This window comes from Acinetobacter sp. ACZLY 512, assembly GCF_023614015.1.
In the GTDB taxonomy this organism is placed as follows: domain Bacteria; phylum Pseudomonadota; class Gammaproteobacteria; order Pseudomonadales; family Moraxellaceae; genus Acinetobacter; species Acinetobacter soli.
On the sequence record NZ_JAKIVI010000002.1, the window covers coordinates 113416 to 133803 of the forward strand.

Consider the following 20388-nt stretch of genomic DNA (forward strand, 5'->3'; position numbering starts at 1 on the left):
AATAAGCGCAACACTTTTGTCATGTCTGCGCATATTCCCGAAAAAAGATGCTAATCTAAATCAGAAATTTAAGCATTTATATCTGGCATGAAAACGATACTTATAGCAAATCAAAAAGGCGGCTGTGGCAAAACCATAACAGCAATCACACTTGCCTCTGCACTGGCACAAAAAGGTTATCGCGTTGCACTGGCCGATGCTGACAATCAGAAATCGGCACGGCAATGGTTAAAACAACGGCCAAGTCATGTTGCAGGCATTCAAAGTCTGGACTGGCGTCATGAAAAATCGATTGGTGAAGTGCCCAAAGGAATCGAGTATTTAATTATTGATGCACCGGGCGCGCTTTCAGATGATCAGGCACAGCATCTGATCAGTGAATCACATGCCATCGTCACTCCGCTGCAACCCTCTTTTTTTGATATTGATAGCACCAAGCGCTTTTTAAAAGATATCCACGATATCAAGCGGATTCGTAAGGGCAAGGTCGAAATTTTATTGCTGGCCAATCGCATGAAAGCCAACAGCTCAAGCAGTAAAGATATTCAACAGTTTTTTGACAAGATTGAGCAAGCACCAATTGCATCGATCAATGAACGCAGTGCCTACGGTCAGCTCGCCATGCAGGGTCTAAGTATTTTTGATAAAACTCAGAAGAATTTTATTGAGTTGCAAAAACAGTGGCAACCGCTTCTAGATGCACTGATTGAAGATAAGAGCAAATGGTTCTAAAACAATGTTCTTAACAGATAAAACAGCGTTATTTTTGGCTACGTAATAAAACCAACTGTTTATTTGCCAGTCAGTTATTTTCAGTTAATATGATTTGGCCTCGCCCATCATGATTTAGAGAGTTCTGTGCAACAATACGCGCCAACCCTGCAACGTGCTTTATTATTCGGTTTGTTGATTATCCTGCTGCTTTTGGGTTTTCACATTCTGAAATATTTTATTGTTCCTGTGGTATGGGCAGCGATTATTGCGTATATGACGTGGCCGCTATACAAGCGGATTCAGCGTTTTTTTGGTGAACATCGCCCGAATCTGACCGCCACCATCATGATCAGCATTATCATTTTAGTGATTGGAGTTCCGCTTACCTTTGCGGTGTTTATTTTACAGCATGAAGGGCGCAATCTGTTTATTGAGTTACAGCAGCAAATTTTTTCTGGGCATCTGGACGCACCAAATTTTGTCCGTGACCTACCGATTGTAGGTAAGGAAATTGTACGTATTCTCAATGAAATCAACACCAATCCGAGCAATATTACCCAAAACGTGACCCTTTGGCTGCAAAGCCATATGGGCTATGGGCGCTTTGTATTAAGTGAAATCAGTAAAAATCTGGTCAAACTGTGCTTTGCTTTGCTGTCGTTGTACTTCTTTTACCGTGATGGTCAAACGATTTTATCGCAAGTGAGTAAAGCCCTCGAAATGGTGATTGGCCCTCGAATTCATCATTATTTAGATACGATTTCTGAAACCACACGTGCGGTGGTATATGGGGTGGGTTTGACTGCTGTGGCACAGGCTATTTTGGCCGGGCTGAGCTACTTTGTCGCAGGCGTCCCTAACCCGATGGTACTGACCCTAGTCACTTTCTTGCTGGCGTTGATTCCATTTGGTACACCGCTGGCTTATAGCGCGGTGGCCTTATGGCTATTTTCTCAAGGCCAGATGGTCGGTGCGATTGGGGTCATGCTCTGGGGAGTTTGTATTGTCAGCACCTCCGACAATGTAATTCGTCCGTTGGTCATTTCTGGCGCGACGCAAATTCCATTTTTGCTGATTATGTTTGGTGTATTGGGTGGAATTGCCAGCTTTGGACTGGTCGGCCTCTTTATTGGCCCGGTCATTTTGGCAGTTCTTTTGGCGATCTGGCGCGAATGGCTGCATGAAAATATCGAACCGGAACCAATGCCTAAAACCACAATGATTTACGACAATCTGGACGACCCAAAACTCTAACGCCTCCTTATGTTCGTGTGGATAACAATCAAGTTATCCACATGATGGAGTGCAAAAACCATTTACATTGCTCATTAAACTCCCGCATATCTGTGAAAAAACTGCTACACAAGCGTCTATTTGGTCATCAAAGCACTACCTTGATTTACATCTGACGGACATAAACTGAACGCGATTTACAAAACGAACTGTCATAGTTTTGAATCAGTCACTTTTATTTTTGTGCATTTTATAAACGTCAGAGGAATAAAATATGAAAATTGCATTAATTGGTGCAACAGGTATGGCGGGTTCTCGAATTTTAGAAGAGTTGGTGTCACGCGGTCACTATGTTAAGGCAATTGCTCGAGATATTCATAAAGTTGCAGAAACAGAACGCGTTATGGCGGTTGCATTAGATTTAAATGATCACGATGCTTTGGTCGATGCGTTGAAAGGCCAAGATGCAGTGATCAGTTCAGTGCGTTTTCATGGCCTCGATGCCAATGCATTGCTCAAAGCCATTTACGAATCGAAAGTGAAACGTTATATCGTGGTGGGCGGCGCAGGTAGCTTACATGTTCCGCATCAGAATGTTCGATTAATCGATACAGAAGAATTTCCAGAGGCGTATCGTCCCGAAGCTGAGGCAGCAGGACATTTTCTGGATAAATTAAAACAGATTGACGATCTGGACTGGACCTATATTTCGCCATCTGCCGAATTCGGCCCGGGTAAACGTACCGGCGAGTTCCGTTTGGGTAAAGATGAACTGCTGGTTGCCGATGATGTCAGTAAAATTTCAACCGAGGACTTTGCCGTTGCATTGGCCGATGAACTTGAACAGCGCAACCACGTTCAGGAACGCTTTACCGTAGGTTATTAATTTCAGTTTCTGATTTTCAGTCGCTGTTGATGACTGCATTCTTGTTCGCAGTTTGAAAGAGGAGCCTTCAAATGGCTCCTTTTTTACATGAGTGTGCTAGTAGCGATGATACGGTAAACGGATTGACAGCCTGTGTAAAAAAGCCCAATCTACAAACATAAAAAACTTAACAACTATAACATTTATGCGCAGTCGCTTTGAATTTTTGTCGTCTTATCAAATTAATGCAACGCTGGTGTATTGCGTCCAGATTTTCATTGTTTTGCTCGGGACCACCTTGGGGCTTCGAAGCTTAGGTCTACATGAACTGATCATTCCAGTGACGCTGGGTGCAATTGCAACCGCCCTCACCGATTTTGATGACCGCTTGACTATTCGTTTACGCAATTTAATGTATGTGTCGGTACTATTTTTTGTGGTCAGTACCATACTTGAGTTACTGGCGCCCTATCCCGCTTTTTTTATTGTGTACCTGTCGTTATCGAGTGGCTTTTTAATTTTGCTGGGTTCACTTGGTCAACGTTATGCGACCATTTCATTTGGTACTGTGCTGCTGTCTGTTTATACCCTTTTTGGATTAGGAGAATACACACACTGGTATCAGCAACCTCTGTATTTTGTTTATGGTGTGCTTTGGTACGGCCTGACCTCTGTGCTGTTTTTTATGATCAAGCCTACACTTGCCGTGCAAGACAATCTGGCTCAGATTTTTCAAAATTTATCGCAAGTACTCACCTTAAAGTCACGCTTATTTGATCCCGATAATCTCGACAATGTTGAGCAGTTGCTGTTTGAACTTTCACTCGAAAACAGCAAAACCGTGCAAAGTCTGAACAGTGCCAAAAGTTCATTACTCAGCCGTTTAAAGGCATCGCGGGTCAATAAAAACAGTATGCAATGGTTACATTTGTACTTTGTCGCACAAGACATCCATGAACAGGTCAGCGCCAACTATTTGCATTATGAGCAAATTCAGCGCAATTTTAGCCGCAGCGATCTGATTTTTCGGATTCAAAAAAATATTCGCCTGCAAGCACAGGCCTGCGAACAATTAAGCCAATGCATTCTGAGTCGCCAACCCTATCAGCCCAGACCGGAAATCAAGCAGTCATTGCTGCAACTAGAGCTGTCGATGCAAGACTGGATTGCCGAAAACCCGCACAACATCGAGGTGAAAAATCTCAAATTAATTTTAAAGAATTTACATAATCTGGATGATCAACTGAGTAACCTCGATGATCTTCAAGCCACCTATCCACAGCGGATGCAACATCATATCGATAACCTGAACTTACTGGATGACGATATTCATGGCATACGGGATTTATGGCTTAAGTTTCGTCAGCATCTGACGCCTCAATCGGCCTTATTTCGTCATGCCACGCGTATCGCCTTTGTGTTTGCTGCCGGTTCGCTCATCTCGCTACTGCCTTTTGCGCAAAATGGCTACTGGATTTTACTGACCGGACTGTTTGTGTGTCAGGTGACTTATTTTGCGACCAAAAGTCGCTTAAGATTACGTACGCTTGGCACCCTGCTCGGCGTTATATTTGGTTTGCCCATCCTGTATTTTGTTCCCAGCGTTGATGGGCAACTCATGATCACCGTGATCTGTGGGGTGTTTTTCTTTTATCTCAGACAAAAAAAGTACGCGCTGGCCACCAGTATGGCCACGCTTATGGTGTTGCTAATTTTTAATTTAAAAGGTGCAGGCTACGCGATTATTTTACCGCGTGTGATCGACACCTTACTCGGTTGTGCCGTGGCTTGGTTTGCGGTCAGTTTCATCTGGCCTGACTGGAATTTTCGCAATATTTCCAACAATATTCGTAACAGTAGCCAAGCCTGTGTGGCGTATTTTTCTTCTGTGATTGAGCAATATCAAACGGGCCGCAATAATAGCATGGCGTACCGGATTGCTCGGCGCTTGGCACACAACAGACAAATTGAACTCTCGACCATGATTTCGAGTCTTAGTGCAGAGCCACACCCGAACCCCGAATTAATTCATTCGGCTTTTCGCTACTTGGTTTATAGCCACAGTCAGTTAAGCTACATTTCGGCTTTGGGGAGTCATCGGGAAAAGATGGAGGATCCAGAGATTTTGGCACTCATGCAAAAATGTCAGCAGATGCTGCATGCCGTTTTACAGCAACACCAGCGATTGCCTCAGGGTCAAATCGAACAACAATTGCGTGAAATTGAGCGTTTGGCACAAAGCAACTCAGGCGCCGATAACCTGATGCTGGTACTCAAACAGATCAGTTTGATTTTGGAGACCCTTCCCGAGCTGATCAACTTACGTACGCAACTGTTGCAGCAAGAGATTCGTTAAAGCTTAAGTTAGAATTGATCATTGGCTTGGCGGATACGCATTTGTTGCAGCAGTACCTTACGCGGAAAGCCAAACCATAATGCAATTAAAAACACCGAAGATAAACTAAATGCCATGATATGAAACTCGACATAAAGCGCGCGTACCAGTTCAATAATCAGGAAAAAACTAAACATCAACAACATGGATACCGCTGCGGCCACTGTGCCTTTGGCCACAGGTGAAGACATCAATGCAAAGCGGTAAATCACCGAAAAGCTGAGACCTTCACCAAAACTGATCAAAGTCATTCCGAGTAATAAACATGGTATGAGATATTGCTGCCAGATCGCTCCAACCATAAGCACCAAAGTACCCAATAGCATGATCGGCAGCCCGATTAAAATGGTGCGACCTAAAGTCAACCTATCGATGATTTTAATTAAAACAATATTGCCCGCAATCAGCCCCAGAAAAATCGGAAACTGAGCCAAACCATACTGCACACTACTCAGTTTTAGCTCATCCACCAGCATCACCGGGGATAACGCAATCCAGAGCATCAATGGCATCGCCACCAGTGGGAGTGCCAGCGTGAGGCCTAAAAAGGTGCTATCGCTGTAAATGCGTTTAAAATCATCAAATAAATATATAAATGGCTGACGGGTTACGCTTTGCTGCTGGCTCGGCATTTTGGCTTTCAGCCCAAACCAGCTTAAAAAAGCCAAGGCAGCAATGGCGACAAATCCCCAGTGCCAAGAAACATAATCAATTAAAAAAGCGCCCAGTACCGGGCCAAGCAATGGTGCTAATAACGAGATATTGGCCATCAGTGCCATCACCTTAATGGCATCCCGCTCTTCGAAATTTTCCTGAACAGCCGCATAACCCACAGCAGAAATTACAGTTAAACCAATGCCTTGTAAAAAGCGTAATGCCAAAAACTGCGCCATATTGTGTGTGAGTAAAATCAGCAGACAACACACTGCAAAGAACAAGACGCCAGCCAGCAAAACACGCTTACGCCCCAAACGATCCGACAATGGCCCCAGCAGCCAAGCCACGCAGGCACCGCCAAGAACATAAAACGACATCGACGACGGCGCCCATGTGGCACTAACACCAAAGTCTTGCGTAATGGCCAACATCGCTGGCTGAATCAGATCGTTGCCGATATAGACCGCAAACTCAAACAGCACCAAGGCCAGCGGAAACATCAACGTTGCACGATTTAGGGAAGTAGTGTGTTTCTTTTGCATGATGCTCAACGTATCTCACATGCTCATTATCGAGCATAGGTATTTTTGAAAAAATAAAGCCCCTGATGACGAGCACCAAGTATTAAAAAATTGATATGAATCACGAGCTGAACTGCTCAATAAAATTCACCCTGCATACAAGGTGAGAATAAAGCCAAGATCATTATGCTGCGTGTGCGTTTTGAAGCACGATTCGCATAATGCCTGATCTGTATTTCAATGTGATGATTTTAGCATTTTTGACTTAAATCGTCGATGCGAGAATTGTTGACGGTCTGCTAAGGCCACTTAAAACAGCTGATTTGTTTTAGCCTGAAATCACGCAATCACAGGCTAAATGTTATTTTAATCCGATTGAAATTGAAGTGTAAAAATTTCAGTTCGACTGTGTAAATAGATGTTTTCATGATTTTTAATCAATAATCTTTTTCTCATTCCAGCATTTTTCAGCAACATTATGCGCTTTATACTGCCTTCAATTTTTACAATTTCTATCCAATCCTATGAGCAAAATTTTACTGATTAATGGTGCAAAAACCTTTGCACATTCCAAAGGTGAACTGAATGACACCCTGACCGAATTCGCCACAGACGTATTGAGTGAACTGGGGCATCAGGTACAGGTTACGCGTGCAGACAGTAAATACAATGCAGATACAGAGGTTGAAAAATATCTCTGGGCGGATGTGGTGATTTATCAAATGCCCGGCTGGTGGATGGGTGCACCGTGGACAGTTAAAAAGTATATCGATGATGTCTTTACCGCAGGCCATGGCAGTTTGTATGCCAGCGATGGCCGTAGCCGCTCAGATCGTACGAAGACTTACGGATCAGGTGGCCTGATTCAAGGCAAACAGTATATGTTGTCCTTAACGTGGAATGCCCCACTCGATGCATTTGAAGATCCAGATCAGTTCTTTCATGGTGTAGGGGTCGATGGTGTATACCTCCCTTTTCATAAAGCCAACCAGTTTTTGGGTATGACGGCACTACCAACCTTTATTGCCAACGATGTGATTAAGCAGCCAGAAGTCGAGGCCTATAAAACGGCGTATCGTCGACACCTTGAAACCGTGTTTGCATCGACTGCTCTATCATTTGAGCAGCACGATCAGGAGCAGCATGCATGATTACCGTGATTGCCGAAATTAAAACCCACGCAGGTGCCGAGCATCGTGAAGCCGTGCTGGCTGCTCTACACAGTATTCGCACTGAAGTGCTTGCAGAAGATGGCTGCCATGGTTACCAGCCGATGATTGATCATGCGTCTGAGGTCAGTTTTCAACGTCACGATGCACAGTCAATCGTCATGCTTGAACATTGGGAAAGCGTTGCACATTTAGAGGCACATTTACAGACTGCACACATGCAAGCTTATCAAGCGCGTGTAAAAGCACACGTGATCGAGGTTGATATTCGTATTCTGGATCATGCGTGCTAAGGCGTTAGGCCGATATAACAGGCCCAGCGTTGGGCCTTGTTTTAGTTTTGGTCTTTGAGCAACTGCTCAATCTGCTGTTCTAGCTCGTGGTACGATTGACCATACATCGGCAAGCGTGGCTGCGCCGTTTTGCCATCCCACTGCAACACATACCCATCTTTGGATTTACGTTTGAGTTTACGTCCAATCCCCAGCGACACCGAAAACAGATTGACAAAGCTACGCGCACCAACGCCCACAAATGGCTCAAAGATTAACTTTGGCTGATCGGCCGCTTCTCGACCCTCCCATTTTTGCATGATGGAGTCTTCATGCATCATCAGGGCTTTACTTTTAGGGTATGGCTCAACAAAAACGACCTTTTCAATACCGGCAGAAATAATATGTTTGGCACAGTTATGACACGGAAAAGTCGTCACAAACAATGTCGCCCCTTGCGTTGAAATGTTGCTTCGACTACAGCTGAGCAAGGCATCCATTTCAGCATGGACCACCCGCCCATATTCGGTAATTTTTTTGATTTTACTTTCTTTTAAGATTTGCTGAATTTGAAGTTTTAATGGCGCTGTTCGTTCTTGCTCCACCGATTGATCAATCACCTCAGCCAGTTGCTGAAACAGGTCATCGATAATTTTATTTTTTTCAATGGTATTGGCATCGAAACCACGCATAAAATCACGGCCCGATTCGAGATCGCGTACCTCGCCGGTGTCATCATCTAGATACGGCCAGTACGTACCGCCTTGAAATTTCGGTACATCATTCGATCCCACTGCCAAAATCGTATTGTTACGCGCAATGACTGCCCCAACCTGTCGCGACAGATCGGCTGAACGTACACTGGCAGTAAACGACATATAGGTCGCAAACTCATTAAAGGTTGGCGTGATGTACGGGTCTGCAAACAGAATTCTTAAAAAGCGTAAACACGATGCCCGTAGCTCCAGCTCAGGTTGACGTGATTGTTCAGGATTATACTTATCGAGCTTTAAAAAATAATCGGCCAAGTGAAACGCTTCACTGGTGTGTTGACCATAAGCATTGGCTTCGCCTTCGTCGCGCTCAATCAAGATGCGGGCACTTTCCGGGCTAATGCCATAATGTTGAATCAATGAACTGTGACGCGCCGTTTTTGATTCATACAACGACAGCTGAAAAAAACCATTGGTATAAATTTGTCTGAGCGCCTGAATTTCGGCTTCATGCTTTAACGAATCGATGATATAGGCTACACGGCGCTGGCTTGCATCTTGGTCTGGATGTTGTGCCTGCCATGCTTGACGGTGCTTGGCAATCAGACGTGCAATCTGAAGGGCCAAAAAGTCGGTATCGTGGTCATGGCGTAGCTGATTGCCGACATCCATATAACGATAAATCCGTTCAAATGCATTCAGTGGATGTGCTGGCTCGTCAACATGCTGCGCCAGAATATCTTTGGATACCGTAATAATCTCGACGTCGTAAGCAAATTCGGTTTCTAGCAGATCGGTGAGTGTAGTGGTCAGGATGTTCAGACTACTTCCCACCGCCCCAACTAAACCGATAATCAGTTCATTGCTTACTTTTTGTATTTGCTCTAGCAACCGCATTCTCCAGCAAACAGATTGACAGACTTGATTAGTGTAACGTGTTTAGATCAAAAAAGATCGCATGCGGCACATTGGTCCGCTGCGATCTGAATGAAATCATACTTGGTAATCCACAAGCGGTTATTTCGCGCTCGCCTGCTGCTGAAACTGCGGTGAACGTGGGCCATAAAGTAGCCCTATTCCCGGATTTGCAGGCGTTGGCGTAAGCATTTGATAATTGACTGCGCTGGCAATTGGGTAAGCACGGTCATTTAAGCTACTGGCAATCTGTTCAACCAATGCACCGACCAGAGCACCAATTAAACCGCCATTGCCGTTATTGCTCGACTGCGCAATTCGCTTGCTGCCACTCCAGAGTACATCTCCGGTTTTCAGATCGATCAATTTGGCATCCGCGGCCACTGTGGTCACACTCTGTAGCACCTGATAGCTCGATCCGTATTCCTTCACACGGATATACAACCCGGCATCGGCCCCAAAAATTTCCTGCAACTTCTGCGGTGCAATCGATTGTGCATCGCTGCCATTGGTGACTCCGTTTTCTTTAAACATGCTGTCGACAACAGCCAGCGGGAATACATAGTAACCCGCTTCTGCAACCGGCACGGTTACACTCGACCAATAGCTGTAGGTCGCTTTGACATCGGGTGAATCATTGACCGGTGGCAAAACCAAAATGGATTTAGGCATATGCTGCTGATAGGCCGTGGTGTCTTTTTGCAATGCAGTCGAACTGGCACACCCTGTCATCAGTGCGGTTGCGGCAAGGCCAAACGACATTAAAAGTGATTTCATGAGCGTACCTGCCCCGTACTTGCCGTAAGTTTTTTCGAAAGACGATCCATCAAAATACTCGATTCAGGATACACCTGCTTCTCAAGCTGAAAATACTCGCCTGCTTTTTGGCTGTTGCCTTGCTGGAGGTACATCAGCCCAAGATGTGCATATAGTCCTGGCGGAACAGCCAGACCTTTGCCCTTCGCTTTTTCAATATCGGCTTCAAGCTTGATAATTTGCGCGGCCGGCGTGGCTTTTTGCGGCGCACTGTACATCAGGTACGACTGCTCAGGATAACTTCCCCAGCTATACAACGATTTGGGTGCAGAAACACAACCTGTAAACAGCACACTTAAGCTGCTCAATAGAATTAGTTTTTTCATTTGCGGTGGCTCGGCTATTACTGCATCGACCAACGATTCGACTGGATATCGGTCACCAAATGATTAACAGCTTCGCGTACAGCCAAATCCAGAACCTTGCCATTTAAGGTTGAGTCATATGAAGCGGTAGAGCCAAAGCCCAACACCTCACGGGCACTAAGCGCATATTCACCAGCGCCTTGTACCGAATGCACTACTTCAGAGGTGCGTACATCCACCACATTTAAATTGACTTTGGCATAGGCAATCTGCTCTTTACCACGGCCCAAAATACCAAATAACTGCTGATCGCCAACTTCCTTGCGCCCAAATTCAGAGACATCACCAGTAATCACATAACGCGCGCCCTTGATGGCTTGTGTGCCGTTACTAAAGCCTGCTTCTTGTTTGAGTTCAGACAAATTATCGCGATTTAAAACCGAGAAATAGCCCGATTGCTGCAAATGCGTTTCCAAAATGGTTTTGGCTTGTCCGCCTAAACGATCGACGTTGTCTGAAAAAATCCCGCGCATGTAGCTTGAGCGATTATCAAATTTACCAATCGAAACTGGTGTTTTTACCCCTGCGTATCGTACTTGAGCTGTTGCAGCAGTAACCTGCGGGCTCTGAATTGTTTTAGATGTTTCTGTTGTTGAACATGCGCTAATAAGAGCAGATGCTGCCAGCACACTGAGAATCAATACATTTTTCATTGTTTAATTAAAGATATGGTTTTAAAGAGAACACATAGTATAAAAAAATTTAACGCGGCTTAATATCTTTAGATTGGACTTATTTTAGTGCGTGATCGGTCGAATAAATACATGCGGGTATAGCGCCATCCATCGGGCACAGATGAATCTAGACCCACATACAATAGAATTAATTACACTTTGCCGTTTGAAAACCACGATGTGATTTAGCGCGTGCGCACTGGTAACTCAGTTGTTTATTTTGCAATTGCCATGCATTATCGAGGCGCTTAAACATATATTCGGTACGCATCGCACGGACTGAATCGTCTAGCAAGCCGGTTTGAATCACGGTAATACGTGACACAGTCGGCGACTCGGCGCGGTTAAATACCTGCTCTATCGAGGTATTTTGATAATCTTTGGCAATTTCAGGTTGCGCATGGAGTACCTGTTGCATTGGCGTTTGGCCTGCTTTGTCCTTAAACGGCATCAATTTACTGGTGGTGGCACAGCCGGTCATGAGTCCCACACATAAACCTGAAATCGCAGCTAATCGTAACATCGTCATCCAATACATCTTGAAAATAAAAAAGCGTAGCATCAAGATGCTACGCCCTAAAGGATTACAATGTGGTAACTATGTAGTCACACATCATGATTCTGCTTATAAATCAAAGAGTTTACCCGGATTCATAATGCCTTTTGGATCAAATACTTTTTTCAGTGCTTTCATGTATTCGATTTCTTCAGCAGAACGTGAGTACTCCAGATACGGCTTTTTGGTCATGCCCACACCATGCTCGGCAGAAATCGAGCCATCGTATTTTTTAACCGTATCAAATACGTACTTATTGACCACCTGACACTTTGCAAAAAATTCGTCTTTGCTTAAGTTTTCAGGTTTTAAAATATTCAAATGCAGGTTGCCGTCACCGATGTGACCAAACCAGCAGATCTCAAAGTCCGGATAGTTTTCTTGTACAATGGCATCAATTTCACGGATAAACGCCGGTACATGAGTAATCAACACCGAGATATCGTTTTTATACGGAATAAACGGCGCAATCGATTCTGAAATATCCTCACGCAAACGCCATAGGTTGGCTGCCTGATCCAGTGTCTGGCTCATTACACCATCGTATACCCAGCCTTGTTCCATGCAGTGTTCAAAAATTTCCATCGCCTTGTCCATGATAGGCTCATACGGCGCTTCAAATTCAAGCAACACATAAAATGGGCATTGGGTTTCAAACGGGCGTTGAACATGTCCGTGATTGAGCACTTTTTGCATGGCCAATTCGCCAAAGAACTCAAATGCAGTCAGGTCAATTTCTTTTTGAAATGCATGTAAAACTGGCATGACCGCATCAAAATCTGGTACGCCCAGTACCATCACCTGTAAGTTGTGCGGTTGACGCTCAAGTTTGATTTCCGCTTCTGTGATCAGGCCTAAGGTACCTTCACCACCAATAAACAAATGCTGTAAGGCATAGCCCGTCGCATTTTTGATCATGCCTTTATTCAGACGTAAAACATCACCTTTACCGGTGACCACGGTTAAACCGAGCACCCAGTTACGGGTCATGCCGTATTTAATTACTTTAATACCGCCGGCATTGGTGCCAATATTACCGCCAATCTGGCTTGAACCCGCAGAGGCAAAATCGACCGGATAATACATGCCTTGTTCTTCGGCATAGTTTTGCAACTGTTCGGTCACCACACCTGCCTGCACACGCACCATACGGTCTGCAGGATAAAACTCAAGGATCTGGTTCATTTTGTCCATGCTGATGACAATTTCACCGTTGGCTGCCACAGCACCTGCTGAAAGTCCGGTACGTCCGCCAGATGGCGTAATCGCAACATTAAAGCGGTTGGCAAGCTGAACCACAGCTTGAACTTCTTCCGTAGTCGACGGAAATACGATGATGGATGGATTCGGATCAAAATGCTTTGTATAGTCCCGCCCCCAATTTTCAAGGCTATCGGCATCTGTTTTAATGCGGTTTTCACCGACAATTGCCGTTAATTGGGTGAGTAACTCAGGTGTTAAAGCGACTGGAGCGTTCATCGTTTGCAGACCTAGCAAGAAGTAACAGGTGGGAAGAGACCATCGCATCACGGCACAAGCGCAATACGGGCAAGGCCTCTTAAGCATCTCAAGTCTGAGAGCCAAGCAGTCTATTTATTTTACATGTAAGCGCCGAGCGGATAAAGCGTATACGCACGCATAATGCATATTCGCTTTTAAAACTTGTAAGAAAACACGAATAAATCTATAAAACGCACCGCTTCGGGGCATGATGGCGCGGCATTTCCCCTGCAAATACACGCTTTCCGATGACAAGTCGGTATATAAGAAATGAACAACTTGCATGACTCTGTGATATGATACCGCGACTAAATTTGGCCTTTGTAGCGGAGCCGTAATGAGCCAACATCTATCACTACCTAAAGACAAAATTCGTTTCTTGTTGTTAGAAGGCGTTCATCAAAACGCCGTCGACACGCTTCATGCAGCGGGTTATACCAATATCGATTATCGTAAAACAGCACTGGATGGCGATGCGTTAAAAGACGCCATTAAAGATGCTCACTTTATTGGTATTCGTTCCCGTACTCAATTAACCGAAGATGTCTTTGCAGCTGCGAACAAGCTCATCGCAGTGGGTTGTTTCTGTATCGGAACCAATCAGGTAGATTTAAAAGCAGCAATGGCACGTGGTATTCCTGTATTTAACGCGCCTTATTCCAATACCCGTTCAGTAGCTGAACTGGTGCTTGCGGAATTAATCCTTCTTTTGCGTCGTGTCCCTGAAAAGTCGGCAGTCTGTCACCGCGGTGGTTGGGACAAATCTGCAGTGGGTTCGTATGAAACACGCGGCAAAACATTAGGTATTGTTGGTTATGGCTCCATCGGTTCTCAGCTTTCAGTATTGGCTGAAAGTCTGGGTATGCACGTCATTTATTACGATGCAGTAACCAAACTTCCAATGGGGAACGCGCGTCAAGTCGGTTCACTCGACGAACTTCTGGCCACTGCGGATGTAGTGACCTTACATGTTCCTGATGTACCGTCTACACGTAACTTCTTCAAGAAAGAACAGTTTGCCAAAATGAAAGAAGGCGCAATCTTCTTAAATGCGGCACGTGGTACGTGTGTGATCATCGAAGATTTGGCCGATGCGCTAAAATCTGGTCACCTTGCGGGTGCAGCTGTTGACGTATTCCCGAAAGAGCCAAAAGCAAACGGTGAAGAATTCGTATCTGCCCTGCGTGGTCTAGACAACGTCATCTTGACACCGCACGTGGGTGGTTCAACCATGGAAGCGCAAGCGAACATCGGACTTGAAGTATCTGAAAAGTTTGTTGCGTATTCAGACAAAGGTATGACGCTTTCTGCGGTGAACTTCCCAGAAATCGCATTGCCACTGACTGAAGGCAAACATCGTTTATTACATATCCATAAAAACGTGCCGGGTGTGTTGTCTAAAATCAATAACCTGTTTGCAGAGCAAAATGTCAATATTTCAGGCCAAAGCCTGATGACCAAGGGTGACATTGGCTATCTCATTATGGATGTCGATGCATCGGCGTCTCAAGAAGCCCTAGACATGCTCAATCAGGTTGAAGGCACAATTCGCGTTCGCGTCTTGTTCTAAACCTGTATGTTTTGAAAAGCCACAGCCTAGCCTGTGGCTTTTTTATGTGTAGATCGATTATGATCGGCAAAAATATACCAAACATTAAAAATGTCTTTATCTGATTCCAAATCTCATCTACACGCACTCTTGATCCTCTTGATTGCGATGATTAGTGTGCAAAGTAGTGGCTCGTTGGCCAAAATGCTGTTTGCACAGTATCCAGCACTGACCGTTTCTGCAATGCGTTTATGCTTCGGGGCGCTTATTTTATCGGTTATTTTTAAAGCATGGACCATCAACTGGGGGCAAATTCGCTGGCGGGCAATTATCAGTTATGGCATAGCACTGGCCGGAATGAATGCGCTGTTTTATTTGTCACTCCAGCGCCTACCACTAGGTATTGCGGTGGCTTTTGAGTTTATTGGACCATTAAGCGTGGCCCTGTTTTATGCACGGCAAAGATACGATCTGCTTTGGGTGGGGTGTGCCATTCTGGGCCTGATTTTGCTGTTTCCTTTTGGTCAAGCACAGCATGGCTTAGACAGCTTGGGCATTGTACTGGCACTCGCGGCTGGCGCCTGCTGGGCGTTATATATTATTGCGGGCCAAAAACCTTCAGGTGTTTCGGGAAATCATACTGTATTTTTGGGAATGACAGTTGGCGCACTGATTTTATTGCCCTTTGCCTTGCTCAGCGGAAATATTGGTCAGGTGTTTGAGTTTCCAAATCTTTTTCTATTTATTATTCTGGCCATCTTGGCCAGCGCTTTACCCTTTTCACTGGAAATGCTGGCCTTGAAGCGTTTAACGCCATTGAGCTTTGGAACTTTAATGAGCCTCGAACCCGCAGTTGCCGCATTTTCGGGATTTATTTTTCTGGGTGAAATACTGCTTTGGAATCAGTGGTTGGCCTTGGCGACCATTATTACAGCGTCGGTAGGTTGCACCCTCACCACTCAACGTGCCCGAAAAATGCAGGATTAAATCATTTAAACTGGATCTCTTTATGCCCAATTCAACGCTGATCGCCGTGATTGCAATGCTGCTATCAATGACCTGTTATCAAATCAGTGCCTCATTTGCCAAACAGCTGATTGCCGTACTCGATCCTTTGAGTGTGACCATTTTGCGTTTATGTTTCGCATCGATTCTGGTGTTTATCATGTTTCGCTCATGGAAAATCTTGCGTAAGCTGCCAGTACTCGCTTGGCGCGATTTACTGTGTTATAGCGCAGCACTGGCCTTAATGAACGTCCTGTTTTATATGTCGCTTGGCAAATTGCCGCAAGGTATTGCGGTGGGGCTTGAGTTTATTGGGCCACTGGGTTTAGCCTTGCTGTCGATCCAGCAGCGTAGTGATTCGATCTGGGTTTTGTTTGCAATTTTAGGGATTGCCCTGATGGTGCCTTGGCAAGATGCAGCACAGGCCAATTTTTCATTGTTAGGTGCGGTGTTTGCTTTGAGTGCGGGACTGTGCTGGGCATTTTATATTTATTTTGGTCATAAAGTGGTTCGGCAAAATATTGGCATGCACGCCTTAACCATTGCCATTACCCTCTCTGCCGTAGTGCTACTTCCCGTGGGGCTTATACATCAGCCACAGCATCTGCTTCAGCCAGCATTTTGGCCTAAAGCACTGTTAATTGCAGTACTGGCAACCGTCATTCCCTATGCTTTAGATCTGTTTGCCCTCCAGCGCTTAACCAAGCTCAGCTATGGCACTTTATCGAGCCTGTCACCGGCACTGGCAGCACTGGCTGGACTAATCTTGTTACATGAGCAAATTACCGCATTGCAGTGGCTGGCATTGGGCTGTGTCATTCTGGCCTCGATTGGCGTAACCTTTAAAAAGAAAGTCGATCTTGCTACCTAAATAGTGCAAGATCGCACAGTTACAGACCAAGTAGACAGGTTACACAGACGCTGTTTTTTTGTACTTGGCATACTCGTTCAAATATTGCTTGCCCAGTTTCTCTTTTTCAGCATCGTCGAGAATTTTACCGGCCTGCTGAAAAAACTTGTGTTCTTCTTCTTTTAAATGATGATGTACTTTGTCCGCCAGTTTTTTCGCCGTTGCAATCCAGCTTGGACTGCTCATATCGGTTTGTTCTAACTCCTCGACCATTTCATCCATTTCGTGGTGCTCGGCCAGAGCATGGCGTGTAATATCCAGACCGGTATCATTAAACATCAGCGGAATATACAAATAGCGGTCTTCTGCCACCGAGTGTGCATACAGTTCATTTTTCAGTGCATCAAACAGTTGTTGGCGCTCATCGCTATCCCCACTGGTTTGAACCAGTTGTTCAGACAAGTGACGCTGTTGGTCGTGGCTTTCACGTAAGGCTTCAAAAATATTCATGTCATATTTCCTATTCTGGCTATTTATAATTTTGGCTAAACAAGAAAAAAAAGAGCAACCTGCGCATCAAGTTGCTCTTAGAGTGTATGTCGAATTTTGAAACTAAATTGAATACTTCGTGTCAGTGCTGTGTATCAAAAACGTTGTAGCCGAATTTATCCTGTCACAAACATTTGATAACCAATACGGCAAATCAAGACAGATACCAGAATTAAAAAGATAATCCGGACAAAGCCACTGCCATATTTCAAGGCCACACGAACACCGACCACCGAACCAATCACGTTGGCAACGGCCATCATCAGACCAATCTGGAAAATGACATGACCTGTGGGTGCCAAAAAGCTCAGTGCTGCCAGATTGGTCATAAAATTACCAATTTTAGACAAGGCAGAGGCATGTAAAAAATCAACATTTAGAAAACGAATAAAAAAGAAGATGAAGAAACTGCCCGTTCCTGGGCCAAAAATACCGTCATAAAAGCCGATCAGTAAACTGCCAATTGCTGCAAGCACCAGGAGTTTAGGGGTAATCGAGATTTCAGAATGTACCTGCCCAAAATTTTTCTTGAGCAAGGTATACACTGCAATCACGATCAGCATCACAAACACGAATGGTCGTAGAAACGATTGTGGAATCAAGGACAGACAAGCAGCGCCCAGAAACGAGCTGATCAATGCACATACGGCAATCACTGCCAGTAATTTCCATTGAAGTTTGACCTTACGAACAAAGGTATAGGCTGCTGATGCTGTACCAAAAATCGATGATAATTTATTGGTACCAATCACCGTTGCGGGCGACATTTGCGGAAATGTGCTCATGATGGCGGGAATCTGAATCAACCCACCTCCCCCAACAGCCGCATCGATTGCACCTGCACAAAACGCAAAAAAGATTAAGCTGAGTAGAACTTCAATTTCCATCTGAGGTTATGCCTTATAAATTTAAAATACGTTTCGGCACCAATCTTTTTTTATCTGTAATTTCAGCGAGTCCTAGACATCTTTCGCCATCAAACACCAATGCTTCTGACGCTGCATCATGATCGATATTGCTTTCTTGTCCGTTGCAGAAAAATTTCAGGCGACCGTCCGGAATTTGAACCTTTGGTAAATATTCAACTGGTGCATAGGGCGGCAATAATAGCACATCACGCTCAGATTCATTGAGCTGTTCTAAATATTCAAGCGTGTATTCTGGAATTAAATCAAAATGGCCAGTCTGAGTTCGGTGTAATGCTTTTAAATGCCCACCACAACCGAGTGCTTCACCAATGTCTTCACCCAATACACGAATATAAGTACCTTTGGAACAAGTCACATCCAGCGTGAGGCTATCGGCATCAAAATCGATCAAGCTTAAATCATAAATCGTGATCGGTCGTGCTTCACGCTCAATTTCGACCCCTTTACGCGCTAGCTCATACAAGGGACGACCGTCACGCTTGAGCGCCGAATACATTGGGGGAATCTGCTGAATCTCACCGCGAAACTGCGCCAATACCGTTTCGATGAGGTCACGTGTCAATACAGGTACAGGGCGAGTCTGGACAATGTCACCCTCAACATCACCTGTCGTGGTGGTTTGACCCAACTTGATCACGGTTTGATAGCGCTTGGTTGAATCGAGTAAATAATGCGAAAACTTGGTCGCTTCACCTAAACAAATCGGTAAAAGTCCGGTAGCAAGCGGATCAAGCGCGCCCGTATGCCCGGCTTTTTGTGCACGAAATAGCCAGCGAACTTTCTGTAAGACACCATTTGAACTCAGACCTAGCGGTTTGTTCAGTAAAAATACTCCACTAATTGGACGTTTGGATGGCTTACGAGAATCTGCGGTCATAATCGTACTGTGTGTCAATAAAATCAGCCGCCATGGTATCAAATCCGTTCATCCGTTTTTTAATTATTTCGCCAGAGATATGCTATTTTTTTAGTGAGATTGATTAACATCATCATCGAATAAAAATAAGTGCGGTTTGGAATGTTGTATGCAAGGATCGAAAAAAATTTATATCTGGACAGGTGTCCTCGGTTTGGTGGTCTTGGTGACCTTACTGGTGATGTGGTTAAGGCCTGCGGCTTCATCGGCACAGCGCAGTGATGTGACTGCAACGCAATTGTCGGCAGCAAGTGCTGTGCATCCTTCTGCACAAAATACTGCCAACACTACAATGCCCTTTAGCAGCACCAGCCAACGCGATACCGAGATCAATTGTCAGCTCAAACGTGATGGATCGAATCGGTTGGTGGTCAATGAGCAAACGCGCAATTGCTTTGAATATTTCCTAACACAATATGGTGAAAAATCCATAGCCCAAATTGATCAGGATTTTAAAGCCTACCTTGCCGCGAGTTTAACCGATCCTGCTTTAAGTCAGACCACGGATCTGTGGCAACGCTACTTAAAGTATCGGGAGGCTCTGGGCACCCTACCTGAACCCGCTGGCCCTAAAAATGAGCTGGCTTACTTCCAAAGTGTTTTTGCATCGCGCATGGCACTTCGGCAGCGTTTCTTTTCTGCCCCCGAGATTGAAGGCTTATTTGGCTCAGAAGATCTTTACAATCAGTACACACTTAATCGTATGCGCATTTTAAATAACAATGCACTGAGCGATGTAGAAAAGGCCAAGCAACTGCGGGCACTGTTTTATCAGTTACCTACAGACTGGAAAGCCAATCTGGAACAGCTTTCAACACTCGATGATTTACGTCAGCTAACCGCCTCCATAAAACGTAAAGGTGGCTCAGCACAAGAATTACACGATATGCGAACCCAACTGGTTGGCCCCGAAGCCACTACTCGTTTAGAAAATCTCGATACACAGCGTACAGCGTGGAAAGCCACCGTGACCCAATATCTTGATGCGCGTCAAAGCATTTTAGACAGCTCCATGAGTGACAGCGCCAAGCAAAAAGCCATCGAATCACTTCGTAATTCCACTTTTAGTCGCCAGCAAGATCAAGTGCGTATTCAAACCTTTGAAGCCGCGAAAGATCGTGGTCAGCGCTTGCCACTTACAGAATAATTCACAATTTGATCATCTAAACAAAAGGAGTTGAGCAAAACTAAAAATCATTTTTTAACAAGGACATAACATCCGATT

General features: G+C 44.8%; 20 protein-coding genes. 10 read left to right on the forward strand and 10 right to left on the reverse strand.

Annotated elements, in window-relative coordinates; all coding sequences use genetic code 11:
* Positions 1-87 precede the first annotated feature (87 nt).
* The 4 genes from L2096_RS03040 to yccS all read left to right on the forward strand — a co-directional run bounded on the left by L2096_RS03040 (position 88) and on the right by yccS (position 5168).
* Entirely contained in the window at positions 88-732 is a 645-nt protein-coding gene (locus L2096_RS03040) for an AAA family ATPase (protein WP_004934375.1), read from the forward strand.
* A gap of 126 nt (positions 733-858) precedes the next feature.
* On the forward strand, positions 859-1968 hold the full coding sequence (locus tag L2096_RS03045; RefSeq protein WP_004934373.1) for an AI-2E family transporter: 1110 nt from the start codon (positions 859-861) through the stop codon (positions 1966-1968).
* 253 nt (positions 1969-2221) lie between these two features.
* On the forward strand, positions 2222-2833 hold the full coding sequence (locus L2096_RS03050) for an NAD(P)-dependent oxidoreductase (protein WP_004934372.1): 612 nt from the start codon (positions 2222-2224) through the stop codon (positions 2831-2833).
* 184 nt (positions 2834-3017) lie between these two features.
* Positions 3018-5168 carry a YccS family putative transporter gene (yccS, locus tag L2096_RS03055; RefSeq protein ID WP_250364844.1) on the forward strand — a complete coding sequence of 717 codons (2151 nt, stop codon included), beginning with the start codon at positions 3018-3020 and terminating at the stop codon, positions 5166-5168.
* Between the two features lie 8 nt (positions 5169-5176).
* Here yccS and craA read toward each other — a convergent pair whose 3' ends face one another.
* Complete coding sequence (craA, locus tag L2096_RS03060; RefSeq protein WP_055414886.1) at positions 5177-6406, reverse strand: chloramphenicol efflux MFS transporter CraA; 1230 nt, start codon at positions 6404-6406, stop codon at positions 5177-5179.
* A gap of 503 nt (positions 6407-6909) precedes the next feature.
* Here craA and L2096_RS03065 point away from each other — a divergent pair.
* Complete coding sequence (locus tag L2096_RS03065) at positions 6910-7536, forward strand: NAD(P)H-dependent oxidoreductase (protein WP_088458894.1); 627 nt, start codon at positions 6910-6912, stop codon at positions 7534-7536.
* Positions 7533-7847, forward strand: a complete 315-nt coding sequence (locus L2096_RS03070) for a putative quinol monooxygenase (protein WP_053469631.1) — start codon at positions 7533-7535, stop codon at positions 7845-7847. The genes L2096_RS03065 and L2096_RS03070 overlap by 4 nt, the downstream gene beginning before the upstream one ends.
* A gap of 41 nt (positions 7848-7888) precedes the next feature.
* Here the strand turns inward: L2096_RS03070 and L2096_RS03075 are convergent, their stop codons facing one another.
* From L2096_RS03075 to L2096_RS03100, 6 genes are all read right to left on the reverse strand, one after another.
* Positions 7889-9436, reverse strand: coding sequence for an anti-phage dCTP deaminase (locus L2096_RS03075; protein WP_004934361.1), 1548 nt, complete (start codon positions 9434-9436; stop codon positions 7889-7891).
* 120 nt (positions 9437-9556) lie between these two features.
* Positions 9557-10231 carry a DUF799 domain-containing protein gene (locus tag L2096_RS03080; RefSeq protein WP_004945058.1) on the reverse strand — a complete coding sequence of 225 codons (675 nt, stop codon included), beginning with the start codon at positions 10229-10231 and terminating at the stop codon, positions 9557-9559.
* On the reverse strand, positions 10228-10596 hold the full coding sequence (locus L2096_RS03085; RefSeq protein ID WP_004934356.1) for a DUF4810 domain-containing protein: 369 nt from the start codon (positions 10594-10596) through the stop codon (positions 10228-10230). Before L2096_RS03085 ends, L2096_RS03080 begins: the two co-directional genes overlap by 4 nt.
* Positions 10597-10613: 17 nt before the next feature.
* Positions 10614-11288, reverse strand: a complete 675-nt coding sequence (locus tag L2096_RS03090) for a CsgG/HfaB family protein (protein WP_004934354.1) — start codon at positions 11286-11288, stop codon at positions 10614-10616.
* Positions 11289-11457: 169 nt separating this feature from the next.
* Positions 11458-11832 carry a hypothetical protein gene (locus tag L2096_RS03095; RefSeq protein ID WP_004945055.1) on the reverse strand — a complete coding sequence of 125 codons (375 nt, stop codon included), beginning with the start codon at positions 11830-11832 and terminating at the stop codon, positions 11458-11460.
* A gap of 102 nt (positions 11833-11934) precedes the next feature.
* Positions 11935-13344, reverse strand: a complete 1410-nt coding sequence (locus L2096_RS03100; RefSeq protein ID WP_151964975.1) for a D-2-hydroxyglutarate dehydrogenase — start codon at positions 13342-13344, stop codon at positions 11935-11937.
* 358 nt (positions 13345-13702) lie between these two features.
* Here L2096_RS03100 and serA point away from each other — a divergent pair, with 358 nt between their 5' ends.
* The 3 genes from serA to L2096_RS03115 all read left to right on the forward strand — a co-directional run bounded on the left by serA (position 13703) and on the right by L2096_RS03115 (position 16790).
* Positions 13703-14935 carry a phosphoglycerate dehydrogenase gene (gene serA / locus L2096_RS03105; protein WP_004934348.1) on the forward strand — a complete coding sequence of 411 codons (1233 nt, stop codon included), beginning with the start codon at positions 13703-13705 and terminating at the stop codon, positions 14933-14935.
* Between the two features lie 90 nt (positions 14936-15025).
* Positions 15026-15901 (forward strand): EamA family transporter, encoded by an 876-nt coding sequence (locus L2096_RS03110; RefSeq protein WP_004934344.1) that lies wholly within the window; start codon positions 15026-15028, stop codon positions 15899-15901.
* A 22-nt stretch (positions 15902-15923) separates the two neighbouring features.
* The gene (locus L2096_RS03115; protein WP_004934342.1) at positions 15924-16790 is read left to right on the forward strand and encodes an EamA family transporter; all 867 of its coding nucleotides are present in this window, start codon (positions 15924-15926) and stop codon (positions 16788-16790) included.
* A 39-nt stretch (positions 16791-16829) separates the two neighbouring features.
* On the opposite strand, the gene L2096_RS03120 is transcribed toward L2096_RS03115, so the two are convergent.
* From L2096_RS03120 to truB, 3 genes are all read right to left on the reverse strand, one after another.
* Positions 16830-17279 (reverse strand): hemerythrin domain-containing protein, encoded by a 450-nt coding sequence (locus L2096_RS03120; protein WP_004934341.1) that lies wholly within the window; start codon positions 17277-17279, stop codon positions 16830-16832.
* Between the two features lie 155 nt (positions 17280-17434).
* Positions 17435-18205, reverse strand: coding sequence for a sulfite exporter TauE/SafE family protein (locus L2096_RS03125; RefSeq protein ID WP_025095713.1), 771 nt, complete (start codon positions 18203-18205; stop codon positions 17435-17437).
* A 13-nt stretch (positions 18206-18218) separates the two neighbouring features.
* Positions 18219-19124: a tRNA pseudouridine(55) synthase TruB gene (gene truB, locus L2096_RS03130; RefSeq protein WP_250364845.1), complete on the reverse strand. Its 906-nt coding sequence runs from the start codon at positions 19122-19124 to the stop codon at positions 18219-18221.
* A 148-nt stretch (positions 19125-19272) separates the two neighbouring features.
* Between truB and L2096_RS03135 the strand changes: the two genes are divergently transcribed.
* Positions 19273-20310 carry a lipase secretion chaperone gene (locus L2096_RS03135; protein ID WP_250364846.1) on the forward strand — a complete coding sequence of 346 codons (1038 nt, stop codon included), beginning with the start codon at positions 19273-19275 and terminating at the stop codon, positions 20308-20310.
* The last annotated feature ends 78 nt before the right edge of the window (positions 20311-20388 follow it).